We start from the raw sequence: 18,305 nt of genomic DNA, 5'->3' as shown, positions 1-18,305 counted from the left end.
TCCTTAGGTCTTGGCACCCGGCACACCGGGCTCGGTGGCGGGGGTCAGATTCGAAAATGATAGCGAAACTTGGGCGCCGATCACGACCGCATCGGGTGCCCCCTCCGGGGGAGAACCCGCATCGGAAGCCGGATGCAGGTTGCGCAGTGCGATGCGGGCGCCGTGTTCATCGGCAATTTTCTTGACCACGGCCAGCCCGAGGCCGGTGCCTTTGGCCTTGGTGGTGACGTAGGGCTCGAAGGCGCGCTTGAGCACTTTCTCGGCGAAGCCGGGGCCGTTGTCGATGATGACCAGCCGCACCGAGCGGGGCGTGCCGGTGTCGGTGTAGGTGAGCACGGAGCGCACGGTGACGTGGCCGTCGGCGCGGTCGTGCACCGCGTCGAGCGCGTTTTGCACGAGGTTGTGGATGACCTGGCGCAGCTGGCTCGCGTCGCCCTTGATGTGCGGCAGGCGCGCGCCGAGGTCGGCCGTGAGGCGGCCGCGATCCTGCGGCTCGGCGTAGAGGCTGAGCACTTCCTGGATGAGGGCGTTGAGGTCCAGGGCTTTCAGCTGGGCCGAGGGCAGGCGGGCGTAGTCGCGGAACTCGTTGACCAGCTGCTTCATCGCCTGCACCTGGTTGACGATGGTGGCCACCGAGCGCACGAGCATGGCCTGGTCGGTGCCTTCGAGCTTGGCTTCGAGCTTGTGCTGCAGGCGCTCGGCCGACAGCTGAATGGGCGTGAGCGGGTTCTTGATTTCGTGCGCCAGCCGGCGGGCCACTTCGCTCCAGGCGGCCGAGCGCTGGGCCGAAACGACCTCGGAGATGTCGTCAAACACCACCAGCCGCGCGCCCTGCGGCAGCGGCGCGCCGCGCACGAGCAGGGTGAGCGGGTCTTGCTTGGGGTCGAGCTGCAGCTCGAAGGACTCTTGCCAGAGCTCGCGGTCCATGTCGCGCTCGCCGTCGGCGCTGGAACTCTGCTCGAAGCGGCGATCCAGCGCGGCCGAGAACTCGGCCAAGCCGGCCACATCGGCCAGCGGCCGGCCGACGAAGGCCGACAAGGGCAGCCGCAGGATGCGCGTGGCGCCGGGGTTGACGGTTTCCAGGTGCCCGCGGGCGTCGAACACCAGCACGCCGGCCGTGAGGTTGTCGAGGATGGTCTGCAGGTGGGTGCGGGCGGCGTCCAGTTCAGCCACGGTGCGGGTGACCTGCGCTCGGGCGTCGGCCAGCTGGCCGGTCATGTCGGCAAACGAGCGGGTCAGGCCGCCGAGTTCATCGCGTGAGGCCAGAGCCGGCCGCACCGACAGGTCGCCCTGCGCCACCTGGCGCACGCCGTCGGCCAGCAGCAGCAGCGGCCGCGCGAGCTGGTTGCCCAGCGTCACGGCCAGCAGCAGGGCGCCGAACGTGGCCAGGATGAGCACCAGCGTCAGCGTGCCCAGGTACATGCGCCGCAGGCCGTCACGCTCCAGCGAGCGTTGCTGGTACTCGTTGTTGGCGGCTTGCACGGCCAGCGCGTTGGTGAGCATGGACGCCGGGATGCGCTGCACCACCATCAGGTAGCGCTCGCCCAGGCCCAGGCGCAGTTCGGTGTTGGGCAGCAGGGCCAGGCTGCGGATCTGGGCGCGGCCTTGCAGGGCAGCGGCCTCGTCTTCCAAGCCTTCGAGTTGGCTGGCCACGCTGCCGCCGCGCGCCTGGCGCAGCATGCTGCCGCTGGGGCGGTCGGGCGTGAGCTGGCGGGCATCGCCGCCGCTTTCCAGCACGATCTGGCCATTGCCACCCACCAGGGCCACGGTGCGGGCGCCCAGCTTGTCGCGCAGGCGCTCCAGGGCCAGCAGTTGCGGCGCGTTGTTCTCGGCCAGCTGCTCGGCGGCGTCGCGGGTTTTGGCGCCCAGGTCGCTGACCATGGCGTCCAGCGTGCCGCGTCCGAGGTTCAGGCCGGCTTCCAGCGCGCTGGCCAGTTTCACGTCGAACCAGGTCTCGATGCTGCGGTTCACGAACTGGTAGGACACCGCGTAAATCATCAAGCCCGGAATCACGCCCACCAGCGCAAAGATGGACGCGAGCTTGAACAGCAAGCGGCTGCCGAACCGCCCCTGGCGCACCCGCACGGCCAGGCGCACGGCTGCCGTCACGATGACCAGGGCCAGCACCACCGCCACGGCCACATTCACCCAGTACAGCCAGTGGTAGTGCCGCTCGAAGAAGCCGCGCTCGGACGTGGTGCCCACGCTCAGCAGGAAGCCCAGCACGCCGGCCACACCCGTGAGGGTCACCAGCGTGATGACCCAGCCCCAGCGAGCGGCGCGGGTCATCGCAGGCTGAAGTCCGGCGCGAAGTTGCGCCGTTGCTCAAGGCTGAGGGCGAAGCCCGACTGCAGCCCGATCTGCATCGGCCGGGGCAACTGGCTCACGTCCAGCCGGTAGCTGAATTCGAGGTAGTAGCTGCCGCCGTCGTCGATGTCCTTGGGCTCGGCAATGCGCCAGGCGCTCTGCCCGCGCAGCACCGTCATGGCTTCTTCCAGCGAGTTGAAGCTTTGATGCAGCCCGCCGTTGGAGACGCGGTACTGCCGGGTCAGCGGCTGCCAGGCCAGGCGCCAGGTGCGCTCGGCACGCGCCACGCGGGCATCGCGCCAGTACCAGCGGTTGCGCAGCACGGTGGCCTCGGCCACGAAGTACAGCGGCACGCCCTTGTGCAGCGCGTCGTCGGCCGCGTGGCCGAGTTCGAAGCGGGTGGTGAAGCTCAGCTCCAGCCCGTCGTCGGCCTTGCGGGTGGCCAGTTGCGCCAGCTCGATGCCCTCGGCCCGCGCGCCGCCCGGCACCAGGGCCAGCAGCACGGCGAAGAAGGCAGCGATGACGAGCCGGGCGAACAAATCAGGGTTTGGTGATCAGGGCGTAGAAGAAGCCGTCCAGGGGCGGCTCTGCGTCCGAGGCATTCTCTGCCACGGGCAGCAGGTGCCCCGTGAACCCAGGCACGGCGTGGGACTTCGCGTCAGCTTGGCGTTGCAAAAACGCGTCGAGCTGGGCCTGCCCCTCGGCACGGAACACCGAGCAGGTGGCGTACACCAGCCGGCCGCCCGGGGCCAGCAGGGGCCACAGGGCGTCCAACAGCTCGGCCTGGATGCGGGCCAGCGCGGCGATGTCGTCGGGCCGGCGCAGCCAGCGCACGTCCGGGTGGCGGCGCACGATGCCGGAGGCGCTGCAGGGGGCGTCCAGCAAGATGGCGTCGAAGGGCTGGCCGTTCCACCAACCGGAGGTCTGGCGCGCGTCGGTGGCCTGCAGCGTGGCCGTCTGGCCCAGGCGCTGCAGGTTCTCTTGCACGCGGCGCAGGCGCTGGGCGTCGGCGTCCAGCGCGGTGAGCTGCAGGTCGGGTTGCAGCTCCAGCAGGTGCGCGGTCTTGCCGCCGGGGGCGGCGCAGGCGTCCAGCACGCGGGCGCCGGGGCGCAGCCCCGTGCCCACCACCAGCGGCGCAGCCAACTGGGCGGCGGCGTCTTGCACCGACACGAGGCCCTCGGCAAAGCCTGGCAAGGCCGACACCGGCACCGGCTGCGCCAGCACCACGGCCTGCGCGGCCGGCGCGCCCAGCACGCGGGCGGCAATGCCGGCCTCGGCCAGCCGCTGCACGTACTGTGCGGGCGTGCTGCGTTGGGCATGCACCCGCAGCGTCATCGGCGGCGGCCGGTTGTTGGCGGCCAGGATGGCCTGCCACTGCGTCGGCCAGTCCTGCTTGAGCTTTTCAATCCACCACAGCGGGTGGTTGAAGGCGCCCAGCGGGCTGCGCTGGGCTGCGGCCACCAGCCCGTCGCGCTCGCGCAGGAACCGGCGCAGCACGGCGTTCACGAAATTGGCGCTGGCCGGCGCGCGGGTCTTGGCGGCAGCCACGGCCTGGTCCACCAGGGTGTGGTCGGCGTACATGGGGGCCGGGCCGCCGGCGGGCTCGGGCCACAGCAGGGCCAGGGCCAGCAGCAGCAGCGCGTCCACCCGGGGCGGCGGCGCCTTGGGGGCGAGTTGCTGGCGCGTGGCCTCGGCGCTGCCCAGGCGGCGCAGCGCAGCGAAGGTGAGCGCCTGGGTGCCGGGGCGCAGGTCGGCCGGCACGCGGGCCAGCAGGTCGGTCAGGGACTTGCCCTCGCGCACGCCCTGCACCGCATCGGCCGCCTGCATCAACAACCGGTGCAGCGGGGCGGATTTGGCAGCAGCTTGGGGGCTTTGAGACATGCGGCCAGTGTAGAAGTGGCAACCGCTTCACAATGCTTCGCATGAATGCACCTGCCCAAGACGCGCCCGTCTCCGAGCGCATCCGCTACCGCCTGGTGTCGGCCGGCTGCCGCCACCATGCGAACGACAACATCGCCGCGTTCATCGAGCCCGGCGAACTGGACGCCCTGCAGGCCGAGGTGCAGTCCAAGATGCAGGAGGTGCTGAAAAGCCTCGTCATCGACACCGACAGCGACCACAACACCCAGGAAACCGCCAAGCGCGTGGCCAAGATGTTCCTGCGCGAGGTGTTCGCCGGCCGCTACGCCGCGGCGCCCTCGGTCACCGAGTTCCCGAACGTCAGCCGCCTCAACGAGTTGATGATCGTCGGCCCCATCACCGTGCGCAGCGCCTGCTCGCACCACCTGTGCCCCATCATGGGCAAGGTCTGGATCGGCCTGCTGCCCAACGAGCACTCCAACCTGATCGGCCTGTCCAAGTACGCGCGGCTGTGCGACTGGATCATGAGCCGCCCGCAAATCCAGGAGGAGGCCGTCACGATGCTCGCCAACGAGCTGCAGGAGCGCGTGCAGCCCGACGGCCTGGCGCTGGTGATGGAGGCCGACCATTTCTGCATGCACTGGCGGGGCGTGAAGGACAGCGAGTCCAAGATGACCAACAGCGTGATGCGCGGCGCGTTCCTGAAGGACGCCAACCTGCGCCGCGAATTCCTGTCTCTGATTGCCAAAGGCTGAACCATGCTCGTCCGACTCATGTACGCCAGCCGCGCGACGTCCACGCCGGCCGACGCCGACCTCTCGGCCATCTTGAAGATCTCGCGGGAGCACAACCCGGCCGAGGGCATCACCGGCCTGCTGTGCTTCACCGACGGCGTGTACGTTCAGGTGCTGGAAGGCGGCCGCGACGCGGTCAACGCTCGCTACAAGCACATCGTGAGCGACCGCCGCCACCGCGACGTCATCCTGCTGGGCTACGAGGAAATCACCGAGCGCGGCTTCCCGGGCTGGACCATGGGGCAGGTCAACCTGCACCGCTTGAACCCGGCGCTGGTGCTGAAGTATTCCGAGACTGGCAAGCTCGACCCGTACACCATGAGCGGCGGCGCCATGGCCTCGCTGTTCCAGGAAATGTGCGCGTCGGGCGCGATCGCCGTCAGCTGAGCCGTTCAGGCCGTGCCGCCCACTCAGGGCAGCGCGGCCGCCACATCGTCCCAAGCCTCGGGCGCGATGCGCCCCTCGTGCCGCGCCACCACCTCGCCGCGGGGGTTGAGCACCAGCGTCAACGGCACGCGCGCCGGCACCCGCAGCCCGCCGGCCAGGTGCTGCTCGCCCGCCCACAGGAAGGGCGTGTCCACCGGTTCACCCTCCACCTGCCGCAGCGTGCGCACATAGGCCTGCACGGCGTCACGGTCACGGTCGGTGCTGACGAGCACCAAGCGGAACGGCTGGCCCCGCCAGCCCCGCGCATTGGCACGCAGCTCCGGCATGCGCTGCACGCAGGGCACGCACGCGGTGTTCCAGAACACCAGCATCACCACCTGGCCGCGCAGCGCCTGCAGGTCGAACGCGCGGCCCTCCAGCGTCGGGCCGCTCAGTTGCAACGCCTGCGCCGCGGGCGGCGCTGCCAGCAGGGCAAGGGGGGTGAACAGGCCGGCCAGGGCCAGCATCAAGGCAGGAAAGGCAGATAGGGCAGAGAAGGCACGCATGCCCTTGCGTCGCGCTGACCGGCCCGGGCCTTACACCCCGGCCCGCGCAGCCTTACAGCGAGCGCGCCTCCTTGAAGCCGTACAGGTTGGCCAGGACGCGCGTGGGGAACTGGTTCAGCGCCTCGTTGTACTGGCCCACCGCCTGGTTGAACACCTGGCGGGTGAAGGCGCGCTGGCGCTCGATCAGCTTGAGTTCACTCACCAGCGCGTCGATCTCGGCCTCGCTGCGCAGCTCGGCCTGGTGGTCCAGCAGCGACAGCAGCCGCGTGAGCGCCGCCGCGTGCAGCGCGCTGGCCACCGCCAACGTGCCCACCGGGTCGGGCGCCCAGGGCTTGGCGCGCGAGGCCTGCGCCGCCGTCTGGGCCTCGGCCTGGGCACTGGCCAGTGCGTCGAACGTGGCCTGCTCGCTCGGCAGGCGCGGGGCCACCGCGGCCAGCAGCTTCTCGCACACCTCGGCGCGCTCTTTCAGGTGCGTGTCCAGCTGGGCGAACGCGTCGCCGATGGCATTGCGAAGCGACATCAGCCGGTTGTAGGCCCCCACGCCCCAGAAGAACAGCGACGCCCCGCAGGCCACACCGGCCCACTGCCAGGGCGTCATGAGGATTGCGGCCCCGCGGCCCGGTAGCCCGCGTGGCCCTTGGCCCGCAGCGCGCACGCCGGGCAGTGGCCGCAGCCGTGGCCCCAGTCGTGCAGCGCGCCGCGCTCGCCCAGGTAGCAGGTGTGCGTGTCTTCCACGATCAGCTTCACCAGCGCGTCGCCGCCCAGTTGCTCGGCCAGGCGCCAGGTGGCCGCCTTGTCGATGAACATCAGCGGGGTTTCCAGCGTCATGGGCGTGTCCAGGCCCAGGCTCAGCGCCACCTGCATGGCCTTGAGGGTGTTGTCCCGGCAGTCGGGGTAGCCCGAGAAATCGGTCTCACACATGCCGCCCACCAGCACGCTGGCGCCGCGCCGGTAAGCCAGCGTGGCGGCGAAGGTCAGGAACAGCAGGTTGCGCCCGGGCACAAAGGTGTTGGGCAAACCGTTGGCCTGCAGCTCAATGGCGCGTTCGCTGGTCAGTGCGGTGTCGCTGATCTGGCCCAGCACGGCCAGGTCCAGCAGGTGGTCGGCCCCCAGCTTGCCCGCCCAGGCGGGGAACTGCGTGGCCAGCTTCTCGCGCACCGTGGTGCGGCAGTCCAGTTCGATGCGGTGGCGCTGGCCGTAGTCGAAGGCCAGGGTCTCCACCTCGGCATAGCGGTCCAGGGCCCAGGCCAGGCAGGTCGTCGAGTCCTGCCCGCCGGAAAAAAGCACGAGCGCTTTGCGGGGGTCGTTCATGGGCGGAATGCTACCTTTGCGCTTCCCTCCACCCCCTGCCGCGCCATGCATCACCCCACCCTGCTCCTGGCCGCCCTGCTGCCCACCCTGGCGGCGGCCCAATCCCGTATCGACGAGGTGCTCGTCTACCCCGGTGGGGCGCAGGTCAGGCGCCTGGCGCCGGTGGCGGCCGGCGCCCGCGAGCTGGTGTTGAACTGCCTGACCGCCCGCTTTGACCCCGACACGCTGCAAATCACCGCACCCGCGGGCGTGAACCTGGGCCCGGTGCAGGTGGAAACCTTGCCGCGCGAACGCGTGCCCGAGTGCGCCACCAGCCCGCTGGACGAGCAGGTGCGCAAGCTCGAAACCCAGCGCGACACCCTCGCCGCCGAATCCACCGCGCTGGACACCAGCCTGGGCTACCTCAAGGCCCTGGGCTCGGGCGAAGCCCGCGCCACGCCGGCCACCGGCATCGCCGCCACGGCCGACAGCATCCGCAAAACCGCGCTGGACGCGCTGCAACGCCAGGCCGTGCTGCGCCGCCAGCTGGACGACCTGGACCGCCAGATCACCCCGCTCAAGGCCGAACGCGACCGACTGGCCGCCGCCAACCCGCAGTGGCGCAGCCTGCGCGTGCGGCTCTCCACCGCCCAGGCGGCCGAGGTCAAGCTCAGCTACCGCATCACGCAAGCCGGCTGGGCGCCCAGCTACCGCGCGCTGCTGGACACCCCCACCGGCGCGGTGGCCCTGGAGCGGCTGGCCCAGGTGTCGCAGCAAAGCGGCGAGGACTGGAAGAACGTGACGCTGCGGCTGTCCACCGCGCAGGTCACGCCCCGCGTGGGCGTGAACCTGCCGCCGCCGTGGTCGCTGGACCTGCGCCGCCCGCAGCCGCAGGCCGAAGCGGCCTTGATGTACGCCCCCGCAGCACCCGCCCCGGCCCTGGCCGCCAAGGTGGAGGTGACCGGCTCGCGCGCTGCCGAGCCGGCGCTGGACCGCTTCGACCTGAGCGTCTTCCAAAGCGCCTACGCCACCGAGTTCGTGCTGCCGCTGCGCGTGACCATCGACAGCAGCACGCAGCGCGCCAGCCTGGCGCTGGGCACCGAGAAGCTGCAAGCCCAGCTGATCGCCCGCGTGCAACCGCAAAGCGAGGCTGCGGCCTACCTGGTGGCCGACGCCGCCCGCCCGGCCGGCACCTGGCCGCGCGGCACCATGCAGCTGCTGCGCGACGGCGCGCTGGTGGGCAGCAGCACGCTCAACATCGCCAGCAGCGAGGAACGGCTGGAACTGCCCTTCGGCCGTGACGACGCGGTGCGCGTGCAGGTGGAGCCTGAGCAGCGCAATGCCGGCAACACCGGTTTCATCGGCGCACGGGCCGAACACCGGTACGCACGCGGCTGGGTGGTGGAGAACCGGCACACGTCGGGTTCGCTGACGCTGCAACTGGTGGAAGCCGCGCCGGTGTCGCAGCACGAGGACATCAAGGTGCAGAGCCAGTTCAGCCCGGCGCCCGCCACGCAGGCGTGGCGCAAGCAGCCGGGGCTGGTGCTGTGGGAGCAGCCGCTGGCGGCGGGGGCGAGCCAGCGGTTCACGGCGGAGTATGTGATCAGTGCGCCGAAGGAGGCGGTGGTGACGGGGTTGCGGTGACGGTGGCCACGCAGCTCCGTGTGCTTTTGCGACGAGCGGCGTGACCCGTTGCACCGTGCCGGGAGTTCGCCCCGGCGGGCGACCTACTTTCTTGTGTCGACAAGAAAGTAGGCAAAGAAGCGCCCCCCCGACCGCACCGCCCCTCGCGTTGCGAGGGGTTCCCTGCGGTACTCAGCCCTTGAGGCCCCGCGCAGAACTCCCTTCGCTACGCTTCGGTCAAACAACTGCACGGAGTCAGTTCTCGCAGCGTGCTGCGCACGCGGCCTCAAGGTCTTCCGCTCCTCGGCGGCGCTAAAGGGGGTAAGAGGAATACCTCGATGCGAACGGATTGCGGGTTTGGCTTTTGGCTGTTCCCGCTGACCCCTTTGGAGGAGCCGAGACGCGCAGGAGCCCGAGGTGCGGGCGAAGCCCGCATCGTCAACTGACTCCGCGCGGCTGTTTGACCGGAGCGTAGCGAAGGGAGTTCCGCGCGGTCCTCGGGTTCCGAGCATCGCAGGGCACCCCTCGCGCAGCGAGGGGCGACGGAGCAGGGGCGACTTTTTGCCTTCTTTTTGGTCGCTCAAAAAGAAGGTCGCCCGCCGGGGCTGAGCCCGGACACGGGGCAGCCCACTGCGGGCTGCCCCGTGCCTGGCGAAGGGCTTGCCGCTTGCAAGCGGCAAGCCAGAACTCCCGGCGGGGACTCACGAACTTGCCAAATGCCGGATAGACCAAGGAAATAGCCGGGTCAACGACCCGCCCTACACGGCTTCAGGGCCGAGTACGTGATCAGCGCGCCGAAGGAGGCGCAGGTGACGGGGCTGCGCTGAGGCTGCACGGGCTAGGTGGCCGCCTCGCGCCGGAGGACGAATTCGAGCACTTCATCCCCCGCCCGGTCAAAGCTGCCAGTCGACACCCAACCCTGCCGGCGATAGAAGCTGTAGGAGCGCACGGCGGGGTCGGGTGAGCAACCCAGGAAGAGGCGCCGATGGCCCGCCGTGAAGAGAACATCCACCACCAAGCGTAGCAACCGCTTGCCGATGCCCTGGCCTTAGTATTGCGGCAGCAATGCCAGCACGACCACTTCACCCGAGGTCTTGTCGCCAAAGCAGTAGCCGACGAGGGTGGATTTGTCGTCGATGCAGACAAAACCCGGCAGATCACCGGCTGCGACGGCCCTCGCCCAGGACTCTGCCGTGATGCCCATGGCCGCCAGTTGCGCGACCGAGATGGCGTTCTCGCGGGTGAGGCCACGGAGGGTCACGCAGGCTGGGGCGTCGGCGGCAGTGGCGGGGCGAAAGCTGATGTTCATGGCGAGTTTTCGTCGTAGCGCCGGCAACTCATCAGCCCGTCACCGTCAGCCCCGCACCTCTCCCTGCCCCAACACCACCCACTTCATCGACGTCAGCCCCTCCAACCCCACCGGCCCGCGCGCATGAAACTTGTCGGTGGAGATGCCGATCTCGGCGCCCAGGCCGTACTCGAAACCATCCGCGAACCGCGTGCTGGCATTCACCATCACGCTGGCCGAATCCACCTCCCGCAGAAAGCGCATCGCGTTCGGGTGGTTCGTCGTCACGATCGCGTCCGTGTGGTGCGATCCGTAGCGGTTGATGTGCGCGATGGCCTCGTCCAGCGACTCCACCACCTTGATGCTGATGATGGGCGCCAGGTACTCGGTGGACCAGTCCTCCTCGACAGCCGCCACCGCGCCCGGCACCAGGGCCAGCGTGCGCAGGCAGCCGCGCATCTCCACGCCCTTGACCTTGAACACGGCCGCGATGCGCGGCAAGAAAGCCGCCGCCTGCGCCGCATGCACCAGCAGCGACTCAGTGGCGTTGCAGGGGCTGTACTTCTGCGTCTTGGCGTTGTCCACCACCTTCACGGCCAGGTCGAGGTCCACCTCGGCGTCGACATAGCTGTGGCAGTTGCCGTCCAGGTGCTTGATGACCGGCACCTTGGCCTCGGCGCTGATGCGCTCGATCAGGCCCTTGCCGCCGCGAGGAATGATGACGTCCACCCACTGCGGGCGGCTGATGAGCAGGCCCACGGCGGCGCGGTCGGTCGTGTTGACGAGCTGCACGGCGGCGCGCGGCAGGCCGGCTTCTTCGAGCGACGCGCTGACGATCTCGGCCAGCGCGAGGTTGGAGTGGATGGCCTCGGAGCCGCCGCGCAGGATGCAGGCGTTGCCGCTCTTGATGGCCAACGACGCGGCCTCGATGGTCACGTTCGGGCGGCTCTCGTAGATCATGCCGAACACGCCCAGCGGCACGCGCATCTGGCCCACGCTGATGCCGGTGGGGCGGCGCTTCACGCCGGTGATTTCGCCGATGGGGTCGGGCATGGCGGCGATCTGCTCGCAGCCTTCGGCCACGGTCGCCAGCGTCTTGGCGTCGAGCTTCAGACGGTCGCGCAGCGGGCCGCTCAGTTCGGCGGAACAGGCCAGGTCGCGGGCGTTCGCCTCGGCCAGCGCTGGGCCGGCCTCGCGCAGGCGGCGGGCCAGGGCCAGCAGCGCGGTGTTCTTGGCGGCCGTGGAGGCGGCGGCCATCTGCGTGGCGGCGGCGCGGGCGGCGCGGCCGAGGTCGTCCATGTAGGCGGTGAGAGACATGCCCCGATTTTCGCCGCAGGGCCGCACGCCAGGCGGGGCGGGCCGGCTTCGCAGCCCGCACAAGCCCGCTTCTCGGGCGCCGTAGGCCCGGCGGCGGGCCTCAGGGCGGTGGCGCCTGCAGATCGATCACGCGGCGCTGGGCCAGGCGCAGCGTGCGCAGTTCAGCATCGAACGCAGCGTTGAAGCGCTTGCGCAGTTCGCCCTGGGCCTGCAAGCGGCTCAGGGCAGTCTCCAGGTCAGCCGCCACGGCCGCCTGGTGGGGGCCAATGAAGATGTAGTTGCCGGTGTCATAGCGCAGCGCCAGGTCGGGCACGATGGCCACGTCCCGCGTGTCCAGCCCGGCCAGTTCGTCCAGCACTTCCATCACCGAGCGGGGGAAGTAGTCCAGCCGGCCGTGGCGCAGCATGTCGTACAGCGTGGCGGTGTCGGCCGCGGTGTCCACGAGGTAGCCGTTGTTGCGCAGGATGTCGACATCGGGCCAGTGCAGCCCCTGGCCGGCCCGGCGCCGCTGCAACTCGGCCACCGGCAGTTGACGGGGCCAGCGGGCCAGGTCGTCACGCCGCACCACCAGCACGCGCCAGCCGATGAGGCCTTGGTCCAGCTTCACGTCCAGGCGCCGCAGCTCGCGGCGGCGGGCGTCGCTGGTCATGCCCCACATCAGGTCCACCGTGCCTTGCGGGCTGCCCACTTCCAGCTCCAGGCGGCGCTGGGTCATGCGGCGGTCGCCCAACGCACGGAAGGTGTAGGGCTGGGCGGTGAGTTCGGCCACACGAGCCAGCAGCGCCACCACGTAATGGCCAAAGCGGTCGTGCGGTGTCGGCACGATGTAGCGCAAGGCAGCGGGCTGCGCGCCGACCGGCTGCGCCCATGCAGCCGCTCCGGCCAGCCAGGCCTGCAGGATCTGCCGTCGGGTACCGGGCACGGTCATCAGAGGCGCACGCAGCACGGGCGCAGCGGGCGCCGATGCCACATCAAACAAGACGCGCCGATGCTACAGGCGCGGCCCCAACCTTGCCGCCGGGTCGGGCAGGGCTTGGCCGCAATGCTCAACGCTCAACGCTCAACGCTGCACGCGGCCGTCGGCATCGCGCGGCTCCACCGTGCGCCCCAGCTTGCGCAGCTGCGGCAGCACCTGGGCGGCATCGCCCACGGCCACGGTGATGAGCTGGGCGGGCTGCAGGTGCTGCTTCGCTGCCTGGAAGGCACTCGCGGCCGTGACGGCGCCGTACTGCGCGGGCAGCTCGGTGATGGCGTTCAGCGGGCGCCCCACCGCCCAGTTGGCGGCATAGCCCGCAACGACCGCGCCGTTGGTGTCGAACAGGCCGGGCAACGACAACAGCTGCGCGTTGCGCACGCGTTGCAACTCGGCCGCGCCCAGCGGGCGGGCGCGCATGGCGGTGATCTCGCGTTGAAGGTCGGCCAGCGCCGGGCCGGTCACATCGGTGCGCACGCTGCCGCTGAGGGTGAACTGCCCGCGCTCGCGGCCCAGGCTGTAGCCCGAGAACATGCCGTAGGTGTAGCCCTTGACCTCGCGCAGCTGGTGGTTGATGCGCGAGGTGAACAAACCGCCCAACGCCGCGTTCATGACCTTGACGGAGGCCGCATCCGGCAGGCCAGCCTTCGGGCCGGGCGCGACAAGGGTCAGCGCGGTTTGCGGGGCGCCGGGCTTGTCGACCAGCACGGTGCGCGCGGCCTGACGGGGCGCGGGTTGGGCGGGCGGCAGGGGCTGCTCAGCCGCTGCGGGGCCGGTGGGTTGCCAGGCGCCGAACAGGGGCTGCACCCAGTCGCGCAGTTCGGCCTCGGTCACGTCACCCGCCACGACGAGCGCCGCCCGTTCCGGTCGGTAGTGGCCTTGCCAGAACGCCCGCAGCGCGGCGGCGTCGATCGCTTGCAGGCTGGCCTCGGTGCCCAGCGATGGCGAGGCCAGCGGGTGGCCCTCGCCGTACAGCACGCGCTGGGCCACGGTGCTGGCCAGCTCGTCGGCCTGCTCGCGCGTCTGCGCCAGCGCGGTGAGGCGCTGCGCGCGCTTGCGGGTGACCTCGGCTTCCGCAAACGCGGGGTGCTGCACCACATCGGCCAGCAGGGCCAGGCCCTCGCGGGCGCTGGCCTTGAGGCTGGAGAACTCCAGCCGCGCGTCCTCCGCGCCGGCCTGGGCCTGCAGCGTGGCGCCGAGGCTGGCCAGGCTTTCGGCCAGCTGCTGCCCGCTGCGCGTGGCCGTGCCCTCGGGCAGCATGGCCGCCACAAAGCTGGCCAGGCCCGGCCGGTCTGCCGGGTTGGCGGCCTGCCCGGCCCGCAGCACCAGGCTGGCGCTGACCAGCGGCAGCCCGGGCTTGGGCGCATGGATGACGGTCAGGCCGTTGGGCAATGTGAAGCTGTGGGACGCCGGCAGCGTGAGCGGTGCGGCGCGGCCCGGGCGCGGCGGCTGGCGACGCCAGGCTTCGGCGGCGTTGAGCGACTCCCGCTCGCCCTTGGCCGCGCGCGTGGGGGCCGGCGGCGTGGGCACCTCGGGCGGCAGCACCGGTTCACCGGGCAGGGCCTGCACCACGACGCGGTGGTCCGGCCGCAACCAGCGCGCCACCGTGGCGCTGACGCTGGCGGGCGTGACGGCAGCGTAGCGGGCCAGGTCGGCCCCGGCATAGCCCGGGTCACCGGCCATCTGGTTGTAGTGGTTCACGAGGTCGGCCAGCGTGGTGACGCGCTCCATGCGCTGCAGCAGCTGGGTCTGGATGGTGGCGCGGGCCTGGGCCAGCTCCGCGTCGGTGGGCGGCTCGGCGGCCAGGCGGGTGAGTTCGGCGTCGGCCAGCGCCTCGATCTCGTCCAGCGATGCGCCCGGGCGAGCCACGATCTCGACGCTGAACAGTGAGCTGAGGCTTTGCGAGTCTTGCCCCACCTGCACGCTTTGCGCGAGCTGGCGGTCGCGCACCAGCAGCGCATGCAGGCGGCTGGCCTTGCCGCCGCCCAGCACGTGGGCGGCCACGTCCAGCTCGGCGTCGCCAGCGGCGAACATGGCCGGCGTGTGCCACACGAAGTTCAGCCGGCGCAGCTCCACGCGGTCGGTCACCACCAGGCGGCGCTCCTTCGTGATCTCGGGCATGGCGACCTTCACCTCGGGCGGCTTGGGGCCCGGCTGCAGGGTGCCGAAGTACTTCTGCACCAGGGCCTTGGCCTGGGCGGGGTCGAAGTCGCCGGCCAGCACCAGCGTGGCGTTGTTGGGTCGGTAGTAGGTGCGGGCAAAGGCCTTCACGTCGGCCAGGCGGATGCGCTGGATGTCGGCGTGCGAGCCGATGACGGCCGCCCGGTACGGGTGACCCTCGGGGTACAGCGCTTGGTAGGTGGCTTCCTCGACGATGCCGTAAGGCCGGTTCTCGAAGCTCTGGCGGCGCTCGTTGCGCACCACGTCCTGCTGGTTGGCCAACGCGATGGAGTCCACCTCGTCGATCATCCAGCCCAGCATGTCCGACTTCAGCCACAGGCCCAGCTCCAGCTGGTGCGCGGGCAGCGTGAAGAAGTAGTTGGTGCGGTCGAAGTTGGTGGAGCCGTTGCTGTCGGTACCGCCGGCAGCGTCGATGAATTGGTCGAACGCCCCGCGCGGCACATGACGGCTGCCGGCGAACATCAGGTGCTCGAACAGGTGCGCAAAGCCGGTCTGGCCCGCCGCCTCGTTGCGCGGGCCGGCATGCACCCACAGGTTGAAGGCCACCAGCGGCAGGCGGTGGTCTTCCACCAGGATGAGCTCGAAGCCGTTGGCCAGCGTGAGCTTTTCATGGCGGATGTTGAACTGCCCACCGGCGAGGCTGACTGCACCCATGGGGGCGGGTTCGAGGTCGGCGGCGGCCCTGGCGCTCAGGGGCAGCGCCAGCGCCACCGACAAAGCCAGGGTGGCCCAGGGGAGCGGGCGGCGGCGAGGGGCAGGCTGCGTCATGGCGGGGTATTAACGGGTGAGCGTGGGAACGATTGGGCGGCCCGGCTCCGGCGGCAGCAAGTGCCGGGAGTCACCACGGCGAGAGCCAGGCCAGCAGCGCCAGCCACCCGGGCGCGGTGGCCACGTAAAGCACGGTGGACAGCACGGTGGCCGCGGTCACATCGGCCTCCAGCGCGCGGTAGCGCTGGGCAAAGATGAGCGCGTTGGACCCAGTGGGCAGCGCGGCAATCATCACGATGACCGCCAGCGGCATGCCGTTCAGCCCCAGGCCCCAGTGCGCGGCCACCAGCACCACCGCCGGCATCAGCAGCAGCTTGGCCGCCACCAGCCCGGCCAGGCCGTGCCAGGTGCGGGGCCAGCCGTAGTACGCCAGCGACATGCCGATCAGCGTCAGGCACAAGGGCACCACGGCCGTGCCCAGGCTCTGCAGGGCCTCGTCCGCCACGGCGGGCAGCGGCAGGCCCGTGGCGTTCCAGCCCAGGCCGGCCAGCACCGGCAGCACCACCGGGTGGATGACGGTGTTGCGCACGGTTTGCAGCAGCGTGGCCCGCAGGTTGCCGCTGCGGCGCTCACGCGCCAGGTCCAGCTCCACGATGGAGGTGAGCAGGGTCAGGATGGACAGCGCATGCAGGCTGACCACGGCGATGTGGATTGCCAGCCCCTTCTCGCCGAACACGCCGGCCGCCACCGGCAGCCCCACCTGCAGCGTGTTGCCAAAGCCGGCGGTGATGGCGCGCACGCTGGGGGCCACCACCGGATCGACCGGCTGGCGGCGCCAGCGCTCCCACAGGTACAGCGCAGCGATGAGCAGCAGCGCCGGCACAAAGAAGGCCAGCAGGAAGGCCCAGGGCAGCGTGGCCGTGTCCAGCCGCGCGGTGGTGCGGAACAGCAAGGCCGGCACGAAGATGTAGAAGGCCGCGTTGGCCAGCACGCGGGCGGGGTCGCTGTCACTGCCGGCCGCGCCACCGCCCAGCCAGCGCATGCGCCCCACGGCCCAGCCGATGGCCACGGCCACCAGGATGGCCAGCAACTTCGCCGCAATCGCCCAGGTCATGCGTACGTCAGGTCAGGCCAGCGGCACGCGCAACTCGAACGCGAACCGGCTGCCCTGCCCCGGCGTGCTCTGCACCACGATCTGGCTGCCCATCAAGCGCACCAGCTGTTGGCTGATGGACAGGCCCAGTCCCGTGCCGCCCAGCTGCCGAGAGGACTCGGACACCTGCTCGAACGCCTGGAACAAACGCCCCTGCTGCGCCTCGGTCAGCCCGATGCCGCTGTCCGTCACCGCGAGCGCCAGGCTCACCTGCGTGTCGTCCTGCGCCAGCACCTCGGCCGAGAGTTGCACCGTGCCCGTGTCGGTGAACTTCACCGCGTTGGACAGCAGGTTCAGCAGCACCTGGCGCAGGCGCTGGCCGTCCAGCATCACGCGGTGCGGCAGCGCCGGGTCCACATCCAGCCCGAAGGTCAGGCCCTTTTGCTCGGCACGCAGCCGCACGCTGTCGCTGGCCATGTCCAGCAAGGCCCGCAGGTCCACGGCGCTGGGCTTGAGGCCCACCTTGCCGGCTTCGATGCTGGCCATGTCCAGCACATCGTTGATGAGCTCCAGCAGGTGCAGGCCCGAGTCGCGCATCAGCTGCAGCCGCCCCTGCTGGCCGGCCGGGATCTGCGAGTCCATTTGCATCAGCTGCGTGAAGCCCAGGATGGCATTGAGCGGCGTGCGGAACTCATGGCTCATGGTCGCCAGGAAGCGGCCCTTGGCGAAGTTCGCCGCCTCGGCGCGCTGCTTGGCCTCCACCAGCTCGGCCGTGCGCTCGGCCACCAGGTCTTCGAGGTGGTCGCGGTGGCGGTTGAGTTCGTCCTCGGCCTGCCGCCGGCGCGAGATGTCGCTCACCATGCCCTCGATGCGCCGCTGGCGGCCCGGGCCTTCGGCCTCCACCCAGTGCGCATTCAGCTCCACCCACAAGGGCTGGCCGCCGGCACCGCGCAGTTGCAGCGGGGCCTGCCGGATCTTGCCCTCACGCTTGAGCACCTGGGCCACGCGGCGCAGCTCGCGGCGGTCGATGCCCGCCACGTCCCGCACGCGGCGCCCCACGGCGGCGGTGCCGCTCACGCCCAGCATCTGAGACAGCGCGCGGTTCATGGTCAGCACGCGGCCCTGGCCGTCGGTCTGGAAGATGCCCTCGGTGGCGTTCTCGAACAGGCTGCGGTAGCGGGCCTCGCTGGCGCGCAGGCCTTCCGCCGTCAGCTGCACCTGGTCCGCCGCGCTGCGCAGCTTCAGGCTCATGGCGTTGAAGCGCATCGTCAGCTCGCCGATCTCATCGGCCCGCTCCACCTGTGCCTGCGCGCCCAGGTCCCCCTTGGCCACGCGCTGCGCCAGGGCCCCCAGCCGCTCCACCGGGCGACGCACCAGCCAGCGCACCAGCAGGAAGCTGGTGGCCACCACGCCAACCAGCACCCCGGCCAACACCTGCATCACGAACTGACGGGTGCGGCGGATCTGCTCGTCCACCAGGTCGGTGGTGAACACCAGCACCGCCTGCGCCACCGGCGCCCCCGGCGCGCCGATGGTGGGTTGATACGTGATCGTGAACTCGCGCCGCAGCGGCCCCCGCGCCTCGCCCTCGCGCACGCGCCCGGCCCGGCCCCCTTTCAGTCCCGTGGCCTGGAGTTCGATGGCGTGCACCTCGGGGTCGGCCATCACCGCGTCGAGCAGGTTCTCGATGGCGACATGGTCCAGGTTCCAGATCGGCCCGGCAAAGCCGCGCTCGATCAGCCCGGCCATGCGCATCTCACGCTGGCGCAGCTGCGCCGCCAGCTCGGTCTGCTCGTGCGCCGTCCAGTACCAGGCCACGGCCAGCACCAGCACGCTGGCCACCAGGGCGATGCCCGCGGTCAGCCGCGTCTGGATGCCGAGGGTGATCGGCGGCAAGGCCATGGTCGGGCTCCCTCTGTCACGCCGTTAGGGTCAAGCT

Annotated in this window: 16 protein-coding genes; 3 read left to right on the top strand and 13 right to left on the bottom strand. The window is 70.8% G+C overall.

Annotated elements, in window-relative coordinates:
- Window positions 1–3 precede the first annotated feature (3 nt).
- The 3 genes from ACG01O_RS12880 to rsmB are packed head-to-tail and all read right to left on the bottom strand — an operon-like array spanning window position 4 to window position 4,188.
- Window positions 4–2,289: a sensor histidine kinase gene (locus tag ACG01O_RS12880; protein ID WP_394385157.1), complete on the bottom strand. Its 2,286-nt coding sequence runs from the start codon at window positions 2,287–2,289 to the stop codon at window positions 4–6.
- Window positions 2,286–2,846, bottom strand: coding sequence for a DUF4390 domain-containing protein (locus ACG01O_RS12875; protein WP_394385155.1), 561 nt, complete (start codon window positions 2,844–2,846; stop codon window positions 2,286–2,288). The genes ACG01O_RS12880 and ACG01O_RS12875 overlap by 4 nt, the downstream gene beginning before the upstream one ends.
- Before the next feature lies 1 nt (window position 2,847).
- Window positions 2,848–4,188: a 16S rRNA (cytosine(967)-C(5))-methyltransferase RsmB gene (gene rsmB, locus ACG01O_RS12870; RefSeq protein ID WP_394385153.1), complete on the bottom strand. Its 1,341-nt coding sequence runs from the start codon at window positions 4,186–4,188 to the stop codon at window positions 2,848–2,850.
- A 41-nt stretch (window positions 4,189–4,229) separates the two neighbouring features.
- Between rsmB and folE the strand changes: the two genes are divergently transcribed.
- Both folE and ACG01O_RS12860 read left to right on the top strand, forming a co-directional pair.
- Window positions 4,230–4,922, top strand: coding sequence for a GTP cyclohydrolase I (folE, locus tag ACG01O_RS12865; RefSeq protein WP_394385151.1), 693 nt, complete (start codon window positions 4,230–4,232; stop codon window positions 4,920–4,922).
- A 3-nt stretch (window positions 4,923–4,925) separates the two neighbouring features.
- On the top strand, window positions 4,926–5,348 hold the full coding sequence (locus ACG01O_RS12860; RefSeq protein WP_394385149.1) for a BLUF domain-containing protein: 423 nt from the start codon (window positions 4,926–4,928) through the stop codon (window positions 5,346–5,348).
- Window positions 5,349–5,371: 23 nt separating this feature from the next.
- Here ACG01O_RS12860 and ACG01O_RS12855 read toward each other — a convergent pair whose 3' ends face one another.
- Genes ACG01O_RS12855 through queC form a run of 3 tightly spaced genes read right to left on the bottom strand, consistent with a single transcriptional unit; the run spans window position 5,372 to window position 7,204 of the window.
- Window positions 5,372–5,893, bottom strand: a complete 522-nt coding sequence (locus tag ACG01O_RS12855; RefSeq protein ID WP_394385147.1) for a TlpA family protein disulfide reductase — start codon at window positions 5,891–5,893, stop codon at window positions 5,372–5,374.
- A 52-nt stretch (window positions 5,894–5,945) separates the two neighbouring features.
- A complete protein-coding gene (locus tag ACG01O_RS12850) occupies window positions 5,946–6,491 on the bottom strand; it encodes a LemA family protein (RefSeq protein ID WP_394385145.1) in 546 nt (181 codons plus the stop codon).
- Entirely contained in the window at window positions 6,488–7,204 is a 717-nt protein-coding gene (gene queC / locus ACG01O_RS12845) for a 7-cyano-7-deazaguanine synthase QueC (RefSeq protein ID WP_394385143.1), read from the bottom strand. Before queC ends, ACG01O_RS12850 begins: the two co-directional genes overlap by 4 nt.
- 45 nt (window positions 7,205–7,249) lie before the next feature.
- Here queC and ACG01O_RS12840 point away from each other — a divergent pair, with 45 nt between their 5' ends.
- A complete protein-coding gene (locus ACG01O_RS12840) occupies window positions 7,250–8,827 on the top strand; it encodes a DUF4139 domain-containing protein (protein ID WP_394385141.1) in 1,578 nt (525 codons plus the stop codon).
- An 817-nt stretch (window positions 8,828–9,644) separates the two neighbouring features.
- Here the strand turns inward: ACG01O_RS12840 and ACG01O_RS12835 are convergent.
- The 7 genes from ACG01O_RS12835 to ACG01O_RS12805 all read right to left on the bottom strand — a co-directional run bounded on the left by ACG01O_RS12835 (window position 9,645) and on the right by ACG01O_RS12805 (window position 18,268).
- Window positions 9,645–9,845: an N-acetyltransferase gene (locus ACG01O_RS12835; RefSeq protein WP_394385649.1), complete on the bottom strand. Its 201-nt coding sequence runs from the start codon at window positions 9,843–9,845 to the stop codon at window positions 9,645–9,647.
- A gap of 9 nt (window positions 9,846–9,854) precedes the next feature.
- Window positions 9,855–10,115, bottom strand: a complete 261-nt coding sequence (locus tag ACG01O_RS12830; RefSeq protein ID WP_394385139.1) for a GNAT family N-acetyltransferase — start codon at window positions 10,113–10,115, stop codon at window positions 9,855–9,857.
- A gap of 45 nt (window positions 10,116–10,160) precedes the next feature.
- Complete coding sequence (locus tag ACG01O_RS12825) at window positions 10,161–11,411, bottom strand: glutamate-5-semialdehyde dehydrogenase (protein WP_394385137.1); 1,251 nt, start codon at window positions 11,409–11,411, stop codon at window positions 10,161–10,163.
- A 100-nt stretch (window positions 11,412–11,511) separates the two neighbouring features.
- Window positions 11,512–12,339, bottom strand: coding sequence for a hypothetical protein (locus ACG01O_RS12820; protein WP_394385135.1), 828 nt, complete (start codon window positions 12,337–12,339; stop codon window positions 11,512–11,514).
- A 132-nt stretch (window positions 12,340–12,471) separates the two neighbouring features.
- The gene (locus ACG01O_RS12815) at window positions 12,472–15,333 is read right to left on the bottom strand and encodes a M16 family metallopeptidase (RefSeq protein WP_394385133.1); all 2,862 of its coding nucleotides are present in this window, start codon (window positions 15,331–15,333) and stop codon (window positions 12,472–12,474) included.
- A gap of 70 nt (window positions 15,334–15,403) precedes the next feature.
- A complete protein-coding gene (locus ACG01O_RS12810; protein WP_394385131.1) occupies window positions 15,404–16,387 on the bottom strand; it encodes an AEC family transporter in 984 nt (327 codons plus the stop codon).
- 12 nt (window positions 16,388–16,399) lie between these two features.
- Window positions 16,400–18,268 carry an ATP-binding protein gene (locus tag ACG01O_RS12805; protein ID WP_394385129.1) on the bottom strand — a complete coding sequence of 623 codons (1,869 nt, stop codon included), beginning with the start codon at window positions 18,266–18,268 and terminating at the stop codon, window positions 16,400–16,402.
- Window positions 18,269–18,305: the final 37 nt, after the last annotated feature.

This window comes from Pelomonas baiyunensis (assembly GCF_043555935.1).
Taxonomy (GTDB): Bacteria; Pseudomonadota; Gammaproteobacteria; order Burkholderiales; family Burkholderiaceae_C; genus Pelomonas; species Pelomonas baiyunensis.
Note: the sequence above shows the minus strand (reverse complement) of the source record. Positions and strands in the feature narration are given on the sequence as shown.

Excerpts from the sequence above, each read along its gene's own strand:
- ACG01O_RS12880 (WP_394385157.1), bottom strand. The coding sequence starts at position 2,289 with ATGACCCGCGCCGCTCGCTGGGGCTGGGTCATCACGCTGGTGACCCTC.
- rsmB (WP_394385153.1), bottom strand. The coding sequence starts at position 4,188 with ATGTCTCAAAGCCCCCAAGCTGCTGCCAAATCCGCCCCGCTGCACCGG.
- folE (WP_394385151.1), top strand. The coding sequence starts at position 4,230 with ATGAATGCACCTGCCCAAGACGCGCCCGTCTCCGAGCGCATCCGCTAC.
- ACG01O_RS12860 (WP_394385149.1), top strand. The coding sequence starts at position 4,926 with ATGCTCGTCCGACTCATGTACGCCAGCCGCGCGACGTCCACGCCGGCC.
- ACG01O_RS12855 (WP_394385147.1), bottom strand. The coding sequence starts at position 5,893 with ATGCGTGCCTTCTCTGCCCTATCTGCCTTTCCTGCCTTGATGCTGGCC.
- ACG01O_RS12850 (WP_394385145.1), bottom strand. The coding sequence starts at position 6,491 with ATGACGCCCTGGCAGTGGGCCGGTGTGGCCTGCGGGGCGTCGCTGTTC.
- queC (WP_394385143.1), bottom strand. The coding sequence starts at position 7,204 with ATGAACGACCCCCGCAAAGCGCTCGTGCTTTTTTCCGGCGGGCAGGAC.
- ACG01O_RS12840 (WP_394385141.1), top strand. The coding sequence starts at position 7,250 with ATGCATCACCCCACCCTGCTCCTGGCCGCCCTGCTGCCCACCCTGGCG.
- ACG01O_RS12830 (WP_394385139.1), bottom strand. The coding sequence starts at position 10,115 with ATGAACATCAGCTTTCGCCCCGCCACTGCCGCCGACGCCCCAGCCTGC.
- ACG01O_RS12825 (WP_394385137.1), bottom strand. The coding sequence starts at position 11,411 with ATGTCTCTCACCGCCTACATGGACGACCTCGGCCGCGCCGCCCGCGCC.
- ACG01O_RS12820 (WP_394385135.1), bottom strand. The coding sequence starts at position 12,339 with ATGACCGTGCCCGGTACCCGACGGCAGATCCTGCAGGCCTGGCTGGCC.
- ACG01O_RS12815 (WP_394385133.1), bottom strand. The coding sequence starts at position 15,333 with ATGACGCAGCCTGCCCCTCGCCGCCGCCCGCTCCCCTGGGCCACCCTG.
- ACG01O_RS12810 (WP_394385131.1), bottom strand. The coding sequence starts at position 16,387 with ATGACCTGGGCGATTGCGGCGAAGTTGCTGGCCATCCTGGTGGCCGTG.
- ACG01O_RS12805 (WP_394385129.1), bottom strand. The coding sequence starts at position 18,268 with ATGGCCTTGCCGCCGATCACCCTCGGCATCCAGACGCGGCTGACCGCG.